The organism is Clostridium sp. UBA2485 (genome assembly GCF_002341865.1).
Lineage (GTDB): Bacteria > Bacillota > Clostridia > Clostridiales > Clostridiaceae > Clostridium_J.
The window spans coordinates 17,623-31,080 of the sequence record NZ_DDOV01000048.1; the positions used below are offsets into that span (position 1 = coordinate 17,623).

Genomic DNA, 13,458 nt, shown 5'->3' on the forward strand with positions numbered 1-13,458 from the left:
TCTCCATTGATTAAACTGTTCCTCAGAGGTGAGGAATTAGCAATATATTGATAGTAAAAAAAAGTTTTAATCAAACTAATTTCCTCTTCAATTATGGATTTTGAATTGCCCATTATTTTAAATTGTGAATTGAAATATGTGTATATAGTTGTGCTCTAGAATTTTAAATTTTAGAGCATTTTTATCTTTATAATCTTATATTATTATATGAATATTTCAAAATAAAAATATAAGATTATAAAGATAATAAAATTGTAATTGAAATTATGGTATTTTATGGTATAATTTTTATTGAAAACTTAAAATTATTATTTTAATAATTTAGAGTTTTTCATAAATTTTATTTAATTATATTAAAGGAAATTTTATATATAGGTAGAATATAAATTAATATATAAATATTAATCTATGAATTTGTAAGGCCATAAGGTATTATGGTGAAATATAAAATCATGTATATTTAGAAATACATGATAAAATTTTAAAAAAATGTATATTTTAGAGCACAATATAGACAGGCTTTTGTATTATATTGAACTTATAATTATAAAAAATATTAGAAGGGGGAGTTAAAGAGATAAGTATAACTGACAAAATATTAATTTAAACAATTGTGGCTACTAAAAGGGGATATTTTTAACTCTGTAATAAAACTACTTATGAAATAGAAAGTTAAAAATAAGTTTAGCTCTTATAATTAAGGCTAATGTTAATGCCGCATTTATTAAAAAGTATTTTTAGTGATTAAGTAGTGGGAGTTGAGACTGTGAGAAAGAAGTTTATAGCATGCTTTAATATTATTATGATTTTGATATTATTCTGCGGATGTAGTAGTAATGGAGAGTTTTCTATTAATCTACCTAACAATTATATGGTGGTTAAAATTGAGGATAATCATGTGGAGATTATACCTCGTGATGGATACGATGAAAACACACCTATAGTGCCTTCTATGGTTAGTGAAATAGCTTTTGATGATGTTTTTATATTAGCAAAGCAAAAGAATATAGATGATATAGAGAATGATAATAAAAATATTGATGAAGATAAAAATGAATATTATTGGATTTTAAATACTAAACAGCTTAGAGGATATGGACCTTTTACTAAAGAGGAGTTTGAAAGCAAAAAAGAGGAATTAAAAATACCAAAGGATTTGAAACTTAAAAAAGTAGAGAGTTACAAATAAGATGATAAAGGACACTATAGATTTCTTTTATGGAATTTTAAATTATACATGATTTTAGTTTTCATAATAAAAATCCTTATACATGAATGAAGAATTAAGAATGAAAAGTTAAGAATTAATTGTTAAAACTCCATGGCCAAAGTCATGGAGTTTTTTAAATAGATTTTATCCTAAATTTTTCATTCTTAATTATTAAACCTTAATTTTAAGAAGTTATGCTATTTTATGGGAAAGTAATTTTCTAGGGTATATTTTAAGTTCTTATATTGTATATCTATATAATAAGATTTATAGTATTCTTTATCAAATATTTAAGACAATAGCCCATATTCTTTATGCAATATCCAAGTATTGTCTACCCATTTATAAATTCCTATATTGTCAAAGAAATTTTCAAAGTTACAAGGAAAGGATTCTACATAATTTTTTATTGGTTCAAATTTATCATAAATTTTTTTAGAGGCTATAGTTATATGAAAAAATTTATTTTTTCCTTCATTAGATTTAAAGGTTAAGTAAGGAAGTTTTACTAGTTCATCTATAAGTTTATCATGGATATCTTTAGCCTCCCTAGACATTTTAACATCCATATATATAACATCTTTTCTAAAGGAATTATAGCCTTTAATTTCAATAGGTGCTTTACTATAAGTTTTTGAGAAATTTTCCAATATATTTTCTAGTTCTGTAATATTATCATAGTCAAAAGGAGCTTTTATAGTAAAATGAGCAGGAAGTTTTGAAGACTTAGCACCAAATTTATGAAAAATATCTTTTCTTAATTTATTATTAAACTCTCCAGCAGGGCCTTTAATTGTACATACAATAACATATCTCATGATTTACTACCTCCAAACATAAATTGATATAATTATAATATTATTTAATTAAAGTAATGATTAGTATTAAAAAAGATAAAGAGTTGATAATATCAATTCTTTATCTTACATTGAATTTTTTTCTTAATATTTTCCAATGTATTGGACTTAAAGCAGTAAGAGAGAAAAATGCACCTACAGCTGCACAGAGCATATCCCATTGAGTATCCCATTGGTCACCTTGCATTTGTAAAAAATCATTTCTCTTATGAGCTATATAATATCCTCCTACCACTTCTCCTATTTCATATAAAGCACTTATTGCTACAGAAACAGAAAATGAAATAATAAAAATAAAAAATTTATTTTTTAGCACTTTTTTTCTAATAAGAAGTTCAGCAGTTACTAAAGCTGGAACTGCACCTTGTATTATGTGTCCTAATCTATCAAAATGATTTCTAGATAAATCAAGCACATCTTTAAGATAGTTAAACAATGGAACATTTTTATAGGAGTAATGTCCACCTATAGCCATAGTAGCCAAAGAAAGCCATATTACAATATATACTAAATTAGAAAACTTAAATTTATTATATGTAAAAAGTAATGCGGCTATGATGATAAAACAAGAAAAAACTTCGAAGAACCAATTATATCTACTATAGGGTCTAATACCTGACCATATTAGAATTATGATAATACTAAATAGCAAAAATAAGTGAAATTTTTTATCCGTAGAGTCCATAACTATCACCTTTCCAACTTAAATAGGAATGTAAAGATAGTATTCCCAAAGATTATTTAAATAATTACTTAATTAAATTTATTATTTCTATCCCGTTGTTCATCATCATAAATAATCCTAATATATGCATTAGGTCGCCATCATGAGGAGATAAATCATAAGTATCTACAGCATTCATAGGAACAATTATTCTGGAAATTATGTTGTTTTTGTTAAAATACGCTTTAAGCGTAGTTGCAAATTGTTCAATACAAATGTCAGTGCAGTCTCCTACAATAATAAAATTAGTTATTTTAGGATTATCTCTAAGAAAAATTTGAAACTTTTCCTCTAAAAATCCATTAGTTGAGTTTTTTTCTATGAAATCATAGTTATTAATAGATTTTAATGGTTCAACCATGTCTGATTCAGAACTATTTTTTATACAATGCTTAGGATAGGAATCAAATTCTGGTGATAAATCTGTATGACTATCACCAAAAGCAATAACTTTTATATTTTCATCTTTGCAGTATTTCATAATAGAGCTTATTCCAGGGATTAAAGCCTCTATTCTAGGACTATAAAGATTTCCTGATTTAGCAAAACCATTTATCATATCTATTACTACAAGTGCAGTCTCAGCTGTAGGCAAGTCTTTAATAGAAATAGATTTTGTAGATTTTTCTTTAATTAAAGAAATAATATTTTTAAAAGAATTAACATATTTATCAATATCATTAAACATATATCTCTCTCCTAATAAATCTATACTTTAATAAAATTATAGGTAAATAAAATGTTAGTGTCAAATATTATTTTACAGATGTATATACAGCTTTTTAAATTCACAATTCGTAATGCACAATTCACAATTATGGTTGAAATTAATTTTTCTACTAGCAATGCATTACTACTTTTCCACCTCTGGGGAACAGTAGTGAAGCCCCTTAGGGTTCCCCAGATGTGCAGTATAGTTCGGAACAAGACTTATTTACTTAAGTAGAATAATGGAGATAGGTGATATAACTAAACTATACTGAGCAAAAGATGATTACATCACTTGAAAAAAATAATTCTAAATTCCTTAGCTTTTGCTGAGAAATATCTAAAATTGTGAACTGTAAACTTTAAAGTATACATTATTTTAAGTTGCAAATTGAAATATTTAATGGTGTAGTTGCTAGCTATACATATTATTATCTTATATTATATTTTATAAACATATTGCATGTCCCAGTATTTTTATGTATATTCATATATGATATAAAGCTATAGATAGGGGAGAAAATAATGGAATATACATATAAAATAAAAGGATGTTGTGCAACAGAAGTTAAATTTGAAGTAGAGGATAATAAAGTTAAAAATGTTGAATTTGTTAAAGGATGTCCAGGGAATACTAAAGGACTAGCAGCCCTATTAGAAGGGATGGAGGTTAATGAGGTTGTTAAAAGATTAAAAGGAGTGCCTTGCAAAACTTCAACTTCATGTCCAGATCAATTTGCTACTGCTTTAGAAGAGTTGGTTTTAAACGTAATATAATATGTACGAGTTAATATTTTGCATATATTAAAAAAATAAGCAGCTTTAACAAACTGCTTATTTTTTTCTATAATTCATAATCTTTACATTGAATTTTAAAATAAGATCTAGGGTATTTGCATAATGAACAAACCATAGGGGCTTCTAAGCCTTCATGTATATACCCACAATTCATACATTGCCAAGATTCTACCTTGCTACTCCTAAACATCACATCTTCCATAATTCTGTCATATAATGCTTTGAACCTTTTCTCATGAGATTCCTCAACTTCTCTTAATTCTTTATAAAAATTAGCAATTTCATTAAAGCCTTCACTTCTAGCTACATCTTCATATTCTTTATAAATTCTAGTAACTTCTTCTGTTTCACCTTTTATAGCAGACATTAAATTATCGGCAGTAGATCTTACTTGTTTTAGGAAATCTCTATATACAACTCTACTATGAGCTCGTTCGTTATAAGCGGTTTCTTCAAATACTTGTGCTACATATTGATAACCATCTTCCTTAGCTTTTTCTGCAAAGAGCATATACTTATTTGAAACTCTTGACTCCCCAGCAAAGGTTCTAAGTAAGTTTTTCTCAGTTTCACTTCCTTTAAGACTTCTAATATCACTTCTTCCATAATTCATAGTAAACCTCCTAAAGATATCTCTATAATATTATATAGTAATTTACAAAATATGGTACACATCACAAAAATCAATTAATTATACAAAAGTTATTAAGATGACTAAATAAGAAAAAAGCTAATTTTGTAAATCTAATAATAGATCATAGATTCTAAGATTTTCTTACTAAAATAAAATATATATTTTAGGAGGGATTACGAATAAAGATAAATTTTATAGAAGTAAATACAATATTTATAATCAAATAGTATATTTTTATAATTATTATGATAGTATTTTCTACTCTAATTATAATCAATAGTTAGAAGAAAGATATGAAAGACCATATAAGATGTTTTCAAAAGATGATTAGCCAATTTTATATCATCATTATAAATAAAAAAACAATAGGATGTTTCATTTAAATAGAAACTCCTATTGTCTTTTTATTTTATAATAATTTTCACAAGTATCCATAAATAATTATTGTAAAATTACTCCTCATCTATATAGCTAAAACAATACCATAAACAATTCTTACAATATGGCAAATCACTTTCTATAATGAATTGACCATTAATAGGCATTTTGCTATATATTTTTTTTACTCCATCTTCAAATCTACATTCAATAGTTCTCAAACGTTTAAATAGCTCATTTGCTCTTTCATAAGATATAGGCTTTATAATCCTCCAAGTATCCTTCATACTGACATGTTTATCTTTAGCAAGTTTAACACGTCGATGAATAATATACTTTTCTTCACCTCTAAGTTCTAAAGTATGACCCTCAGCATTTATAGCTCTATATGTCGGATTATCATACAATATTTCAAATGCTTCCATAGTAGTTAGAGTATACTCCATTAAATCACCTCCATTTATTAAATATATTATATAAAGAATTATAGGTATAATAAAAAACAATAATTAACTACTGCCAATTATTGCTTTCTATTATTATATCATCCTAAAACTGAAAAAGATATTAACATTTTGAAAATTAAAACTTTTTATTCTTACATTTTATTATTAAAAAATTATAATCTATTTCTTCTAAGCAATTTATATATTTTTATTGGAGAGAGGCAAGCAATAAGATTATTATTTGAAAAATTATTAATTATAAAAAAATATATAAAGTAATATACATATAATTAAGAAATAATTATAGCTTAGGAGGATGTTTTGAATAATATATTGTTTAAAAATATATCTACACTTATAACTATGGATGATAAAGAAAGTATATTAAATGATGTAGATTTATTAGTAGTATCCAATAAAATTGAAAAAATAGCTAAAGATATTAATGTTAGAGAAGGTGTTGAGGTTGTAGATTGTAGTGGATTAGTCTTAATGCCTGGATTTATTAATACTCATCATCATCTTTATCAGACTCTTTTTAGAGGAATTAAAGAAGTACAAGATTTACCACTTTTTCCTTGGCTCATAGGCCTTTATGAATATTGGAAATATATTGATAGTAGTGCAGTTTATTATGGAGCACTTGTAGGATTTAGTGAATTATTAAAGACCGGGTGTACTTTAACTATGGATCATCATTATTTATTTCCGAAAAATAATAGTGAAGGATTGATTGATGAACAAATAAAAGCAGCAAAAGAAGTTGGTATAAGATTTCATGCTACAAGAGGCTCTATGTGTTTAGGAAGAAGTAATGGAGGATTGCCACCAGACTCAGTTGTTCAAAAGGAAGACGAGATACTAGCTGATTCAGAGAGATTAATAGATAAATATCATGATAAGGAAGATTATGCAATGACTAGAATTGCATTAGCACCGTGTTCGCCATTTTCTGTAAGTAAAGATTTAATGATTAGTACTAAAGATTTAGCTAGAAAAAAAGGTGTTATGATGCACACTCATTTAGCCGAGACATTAGATGAAGAAAGATTCTGCATTGAGAAATATGGAAGAAGACCTGTAGAACTTATGGAGGAATTAGAATGGGTTGGTAAAGATGTTTGGTATGCACATGGAATATTTTTAAATGATAGAGAAATTAAAGCTATACAAGGAGCGGGAATAGCTCATTGTCCAAGCTCTAATATGAAACTTGGCAGTGGAATATGTAGAACTTCGGAATTATATAAAGTAAATGTTCCAGTTGGAATTGCAGTAGATGGTAGTGCATCTAATGACGGTTCTAATATGTGGGAAGAAGTAAGAAGGGCGTATCTTTTAAATCATTTAAAGTATGGAGATAAAGGATTGTCAGCTTATGAATTACTAAAAATGGCTACAAGAGGAGGAGCAGAGGTATTAGGGAGATATGATACTGGGTATATTGAAGTAGGAAAGGCAGCAGATATTATCGCTATAGATTTAAATGATGTGGCTTATGCAGGATGCCATGACCCTATAGTAGCTATAGTTTGTTGCGGTAATAGTAGCCTAGTTAAATATACTATGGTAAATGGAAGGATAGTGGTTAAAGATGGTATTCTTTTAACTATGAATACAGAAGATATAAGAATAAATGCGAATAAAGTAGCAAAAAAGATTATAGGAAAAAATAAAATAGCCAATAGTTAAGATTCTATAATAATTAATATTTATTTAAATTAAATATGATTCTTAATCTAATAGGAAAAAGATTTATTAGTAGTTTTGTAGACCAATAGTTTTATATTTAGTTTATTTATTTTGAGAACAGCTCTTTGTAGCTGTTTTTTTACTATTATAAAAAGTAAAATATAGATTTAAAATTCTACTAATATTTTCATTAAGGAAGTAATAAAAGATAATAAAAATGCAATTGTAAGAAATTAAAGGCATTTACATAAAATAGGGAGAAGTTTTCAAATTTACTTTTAGAAGGATTTTATACTCCAATGAAGAATAATAAACTTATGATTATGGCAGAGGAGGAATTTCATTGGGCAATTATAAGAGTTTAAAAAGTACATATGCTAAGTTTTTTTCATTAGTTTTACTTTTTACATTCATTTTTTTAACATTATTTTCAAATGTTACATTTTCTCTAGAAAATAACTCATCAAACTTTAATAATAAGTTAAAAAAGTATGAGAAATATTTAGAGATAAATAAGGAACCAATAAGTTTATCTAAAGGTAAAACTAGTTATTTATATAAATTTGTAGTTTCTACCAAAGAAGAAGCGAAAAATTTGGTTTGGATATCTTCTAATGAAGATATCGTTTCTGTTAATAATGAAGGTAAAATAACTACTTTAGGATATGGAAAAGCAAAAGTATATGCTATAGATAGCAGCACGAAATTTGTCTTTGAAGTATATGTAAAAGATTTAGGAGATGAAACTGCATTTATAAAAAGTGGTAAAAACGAAGAAAATGAAAACAGAGATATAGAAGTTAAAGATGATGAGCTTCAGCTAAATAATGAAGAGAAAGAAAAAGTTAAAGGAGAATTCAGTGAGTTTGAAGAAAAGATAAAAAACTTAGATTTCAATGTACCACAGAATTACATATTAAATAGCGAAGCTTTTAAAGGTAAAGAGTATAAGGTATTTATAGATCCTGGACACGGAGGATCAGAAACAGGTGCTATTGGATTAAATAGGCTGATGGAAAAAGACGTAACTTTAGATGTGAGCTTAAAGGTAAAAAATAAACTAGAAGCTCAAGGTATCAAAGTTCAGATAAGTAGAACTACAGATGTATTTATTGATCTTTCTCCAAGAGCGCAAATGGCAAATATTTTTGGAGCAGATGCTTTTGTGTCTATTCACTGTAACTCTTTTAGCGATAGAAGTACAAGTGGAACAGAAACCTATGTTTATACTGGCACTGGAGAAAGAATAAATGAAAGTAAAAAGTTAGCTACGCCAATACAAAATAATCTAATTGATAATCTTGGTTCTAAAAATAGAAAGGTTAAAAGTGCGGATTTTGCAGTTGTGAGAGAAACTTATATGCCAGCAGTTTTAGCTGAATTGGAGTTTATAAGTAATCCAACTATAGAAGAAAAAATGAGGACAGATAAATTTAAAGAAGATTGTGCTAATGCTATTGTAACAGGAGTTTTATCTTATTTAAAAAACTCTTCTGGAACAGCAATACCTCCTACTGGAGAAGTAACGCCTCCTACTGGAGAAGTGATACCTCCAACTGTAGGAGAAGCTGTAACTGGTGTTACTCTTAGTAAGGATACTGTATACTTAAAGAAAGAAGATATAGTAGCAATTCAAGCACAAATAGCTCCTCAAAACGTAAGAAATAAACAAGTAACATGGACTTCAAGTCATCCTTATGTTGCAGTAGTAGATGCCTATGGTAATATAATAGGGAAAAGTGCAGGAACTACTACCATTACAGCAACAACAAAGGATGGAGGATTTAAAGCTTCAGCAACAGTAAATGTTAAAGGTAATGTAGTAGGAGAAAGAATTTTTGGAAGTAATGGATATTTAAGATCTTATGAGGCTTCAAAAAAAGGATGGCAAAATTCTGATTATGCAGTAATAGCTAGTGGAGTAGATTATCCAGATGCATTATGTGCTGGACCACTAGCAAAAAAATATAATGCACCTATTTTATTAAGTGAACAAAAAAGTTTAACTGAAGGTCTTAAAAATGAATTACAAAGATTAAAAGTCAAACAAGTATTTATTGTTGGAGGAGAAGGTGCTCTTAGCAAAGACACAGAAAATCAAATAAAAGCTTTAGGAATTAATATAAAAAGAATTGGCGGAGCTAATAGATATGAAACTTCAGTATTAATTGCAAAAGAAGTTGGAAATAGTGGTAAGATGGTTTTTGCTACAGGCTTAGATTATCCAGACGCATTGTCTATTGCACCAATAGCGGCAAATTTATCAATGCCTATAGTATTAGTTGGTAAAAATAATATTGATAGAGTTGTAAAAGAGTATGTAGACAGTCAAAACATCCAGCAAAGCTATGTAGTTGGAGCAGATGGTGTTATTAGTGAGCAAGTAGCATCAAATCTTCCAGCAGTGAAGAGATTAGGTGGAAATAATAGATATGACACTAACAAAGCTATCATTAATGAGTTTAAATCAACTATAAATTTTTCAAACGTATATGTTGTAACTGGAATGGATTATCCTGATGCACTATCAGGTTCAGCATTAGCAGCTAAGGGTGGACATCCTATAATTTTAACTCATCCAAAAGAGGCTACTGCGAGAGGAATAATAGAAAGTAATCTATGGTCAATAAATAAAGCTTATGTATTTGGATCTAGTGCTTTAGTTCCAAACGATATATTAGATATTAGTTATATAACTGTAAAGTGATATAACTGAGAAAAAGTAATCTGATTTAGCAATCTAATATTTAGCTAAAGATGATGTTTCCTAACAATAGATATAGACATGTATTCTAAAATTTTATATAAAAAAATAAAGTAGGCAATAACTATTCTACTTTTATATTAATAGAAAAGGTAAGCAATAAATATCTACTAAGATTTAAGTTAAATAAAAATAATACGAAAAATATAACAAAAACTGCAACTTTTAGGTTGCAGTTTTTGTCTGTTTGGTGTACTATTTATATGATTTCACATATAACAATTTACATATATCACCATAAATGGATGGAATATATACACTAAATATTCCTAAGATAATATCTTTGTATTCTAATTATTTAACCTTCTAAAACACATAATTAGTTTATATTTCTAAAATGTACAAATCAAATAACATTATGATAAAAAATTAAAAATTGATTTATATTTATTAAAATTATCTATAGGCTTTTAAGGCTGCATTTTAACTTGTTTATAAGTTCTGTATTTTCATAAAAGTTTTACTCAACAGTATTGAAAAATAAAATTTTGTCAGTAATTCGCTTAAAATAAGTTAAGATTTAATGCTAAAATCCTATATAAAAGCGAAAGGAAACTTTCTAAACTTTTTAAATATATTTAGAAGGATTTTATAATTTTATGGAGAATAAAAAACTTATGCTGAGGGGCAAGGAGGGATTTCATTGGACAATTATAAAAATTTAAAAAGTAAATATACTAAGTTTTTTTCATTAGTTTTACTTTTTACATTTATTTTTTCAACACTTTTTTCAAATGTTACATTTTCCTTAGAAAATAATTCGTCAAATTTTAATAATGAGTTAAAAAAATATGAAAAATATTTAGAAATAAATAAGGAGCCAATAAGTTTATCCAAAGGTGATAATACTTATTTATATAAATATGTGGTTTCTACAAAAGAAGATGCAAAGAAATTAGTTTGGTTGTCTTCTAATGAAGATATAGTTTCAGTTGATAGTTTAGGAAAGATTAGTGCTTTAGAATACGGAAAAGCTAAAATATATGCTATAGATGATAGTACAAAATATGTATTTGAAATATATGTAGAAGAAGTAGGAAATGAATCTGTATCTGTAAAAAGTTATAGTGGTGATGAAGAAGAAAGTGAGAATATTAAAAATAAAGATAGTGGACTTGAATTAAATGATGAACCATTAGAAAAAGTTAAAGGTGGATTTAGTGAATTTGAAGAAAAGATAAAGAGCTTAGACCTTAATGCACCACAGAGCTACATAGTAAACAATGCAAATTTCAAAAATAAAGAATATAAAGTATTTATAGATCCAGGACATGGTGGATCAGATCCAGGTGCCATTGGATTAAATAAGTTAACAGAAAAAGAAGTTACTTTAGCTGTAGGAATGAAAGTTAAAAGTAAATTAGAAGCTCAAGGGATCAAAGTTCAAATAAGTAGAACCACAGATGTATTTGTTGATCTTTCTCCAAGAGCACAAATGGCAAATATTTTTGGAGCAGATGCTTTCGTGTCTATTCATAATAATTCATTTGGTGATAGAAGCGTAAGTGGAACAGAAACTTATGTTTATACTGGTACTGGAGAAAGAATAAATGAAAGCAAAAAGTTAGCTGGATTAGTACAAAATAATCTTCTCAATAATCTTGGTTCTAAAAATAGACAAGTTAAAAGTGCAGATTTTGCAGTTATTAGACAAACCTATATGCCAGCAATTTTAGCTGAATTGGAGTTTATAAGTAATCCAACTGTAGAAGAAAAAATGAGAACAGATAAATTTAGAGAAGATTGCGCTAATGCCATTGTAGCAGGAGTTTTATCTTATTTAAAAGATTCTTCTGGAACGGTAACACCTCCAACTGGAGGAGAGGCTGTAACTGGTGTTACTCTTAATAAGGATACTGTATACTTAAAGAAAGATGATACAGTGGCAATTCAAGCACAAGTAGCTCCTCAAAATGCAGGAAATAAACAAGTAACATGGACTTCAAGTCATCCTTATGTTGCAGTAGTAGATGCCTATGGTAATATAATAGGAAAAAGTGCAGGAACTACTACTATTACGGCAACAACGAAAGATGGAGGATTTAAGGCTTCAGCAACAGTACATGTTAAAGGTAATGTAGTAGGAGAAAGAATTTTTGGAAGTAATAGATATTTAACATCTTATGAGGCTTCAAAAAAAGGATGGCAAAATTCTGATTATGCAGTAATAGCTAGTGGAGTAGATTATCCAGATGCATTATGTGCTGGACCACTGGCAAAAAAATATAATGCACCTATTTTATTAAGTGAACAAAAAATTTTAACTGAAGGTCTTAAAAATGAATTACAAAGATTAAAAGTTAAACAAGTATTTATTGTTGGAGGAGAAGGTGCTCTTAGCAAAAATACAGAAAATCAAATAAAAGCTTTAGGAATTAATATAAAGAGAATTGGCGGAGCTAATAGATATGAAACTTCAGTATTAATTGCAAAACAAGTTGGAAATAGTGGTAAGATGGTTTTTGCTACAGGTTTAGATTATCCAGATGCATTGTCTATTGCACCAATAGCAGCAAATTTATCAATGCCTATAGTATTAGTTGGTAAAAATAATATTGATAAAGTTGTAAAAGAATATGTGGATAGTCAAAATATTCAGCAAAGCTATGTAGTTGGAGCAGAAGGTGTTATTAGTAAACAAGTAGCATCAAACCTTCCGGTGGTGAAGAGATTAGGTGGAAATAATAGATATGACACTAATAAAGCTATCATTAATGAGTTTAAATCAACTATAAGCTTTTCAAACGTATATGTTGCAACTGGAATGGATTATCCTGATGCACTATCAGGTTCAGCGTTAGCAGCTAAGGGTGGACATCCTATAATCTTAACTCATCCAAGAGAGGCTACTGCAAGAGGAATAATAGAAAGTAACCTATGGTCAATAAATAAAGCTTATGTATTTGGGTCTAGTGCTTTAATTCCAAATGATATATTAGATATTAGTTATATAACTGTAAAGTAGTATAACAACAAAAAAGCAGATTGATTTATCAATTTGCTTTTTTTGTTTAAATTTAACAGGTGTACTAACAATTAATAGGGGAAAAATAATAAAAAAAGCTAGAGGTGATAATATGAAGAAAAAATTTACAATTGAACCTTAACATGGGATGTATTTAAATACAATTTCTTCAGTTACAGGCAAGTAGTGAATATTCATTGAACCTTAACATGGGATGTATTTAAATCTAGTCTAGAAGGGTGTAAGGTGAAAAAGTAGCACGATTGAACCTTAACATGGGAT

Annotated in this window: 10 protein-coding genes; 5 read left to right on the forward strand and 5 right to left on the reverse strand. The window is 27.6% G+C overall.

The window, feature by feature from the left end; genetic code table 11:
• Positions 1-766: 766 nt before the first annotated feature.
• Positions 767-1,189, forward strand: a complete 423-nt coding sequence (locus B3603_RS09335) for a DUF3997 domain-containing protein (protein WP_291563774.1) — start codon at positions 767-769, stop codon at positions 1,187-1,189.
• Positions 1,190-1,500: 311 nt separating this feature from the next.
• Here the strand turns inward: B3603_RS09335 and B3603_RS09340 are convergent, their stop codons facing one another.
• From B3603_RS09340 to B3603_RS09350, 3 genes are all read right to left on the reverse strand, one after another.
• Positions 1,501-2,028, reverse strand: a complete 528-nt coding sequence (locus B3603_RS09340) for a 2'-5' RNA ligase family protein (RefSeq protein WP_291563776.1) — start codon at positions 2,026-2,028, stop codon at positions 1,501-1,503.
• Positions 2,029-2,128: 100 nt separating this feature from the next.
• The gene (locus B3603_RS09345) at positions 2,129-2,752 is read right to left on the reverse strand and encodes a DUF2238 domain-containing protein (protein ID WP_291563778.1); all 624 of its coding nucleotides are present in this window, start codon (positions 2,750-2,752) and stop codon (positions 2,129-2,131) included.
• A gap of 64 nt (positions 2,753-2,816) precedes the next feature.
• Positions 2,817-3,479: an isochorismatase family cysteine hydrolase gene (locus B3603_RS09350; protein ID WP_291563779.1), complete on the reverse strand. Its 663-nt coding sequence runs from the start codon at positions 3,477-3,479 to the stop codon at positions 2,817-2,819.
• 545 nt (positions 3,480-4,024) lie between these two features.
• On the opposite strand from B3603_RS09350, the gene B3603_RS09355 reads away from it, so the two are divergent.
• Positions 4,025-4,276: a TIGR03905 family TSCPD domain-containing protein gene (locus tag B3603_RS09355; protein WP_291563780.1), complete on the forward strand. Its 252-nt coding sequence runs from the start codon at positions 4,025-4,027 to the stop codon at positions 4,274-4,276.
• A 67-nt stretch (positions 4,277-4,343) separates the two neighbouring features.
• Here B3603_RS09355 and B3603_RS09360 read toward each other — a convergent pair whose 3' ends face one another.
• Together B3603_RS09360 and B3603_RS09365 are read right to left on the reverse strand one after the other, a co-directional pair.
• A complete protein-coding gene (locus B3603_RS09360) occupies positions 4,344-4,910 on the reverse strand; it encodes a rubrerythrin family protein (protein ID WP_291563782.1) in 567 nt (188 codons plus the stop codon).
• A gap of 473 nt (positions 4,911-5,383) precedes the next feature.
• Entirely contained in the window at positions 5,384-5,755 is a 372-nt protein-coding gene (locus tag B3603_RS09365) for a hypothetical protein (protein WP_291563783.1), read from the reverse strand.
• A gap of 321 nt (positions 5,756-6,076) precedes the next feature.
• On the opposite strand from B3603_RS09365, the gene B3603_RS09370 reads away from it, so the two are divergent.
• From B3603_RS09370 to B3603_RS09380, 3 genes are all read left to right on the forward strand, one after another.
• Positions 6,077-7,447, forward strand: a complete 1,371-nt coding sequence (locus B3603_RS09370) for an 8-oxoguanine deaminase (RefSeq protein ID WP_291563785.1) — start codon at positions 6,077-6,079, stop codon at positions 7,445-7,447.
• Positions 7,448-7,790: 343 nt separating this feature from the next.
• Positions 7,791-10,154, forward strand: coding sequence for a cell wall-binding repeat-containing protein (locus B3603_RS09375; RefSeq protein ID WP_291563787.1), 2,364 nt, complete (start codon positions 7,791-7,793; stop codon positions 10,152-10,154).
• Positions 10,155-10,854: 700 nt separating this feature from the next.
• Entirely contained in the window at positions 10,855-13,176 is a 2,322-nt protein-coding gene (locus tag B3603_RS09380; protein ID WP_291563790.1) for a cell wall-binding repeat-containing protein, read from the forward strand.
• Positions 13,177-13,458 lie beyond the last annotated feature (282 nt).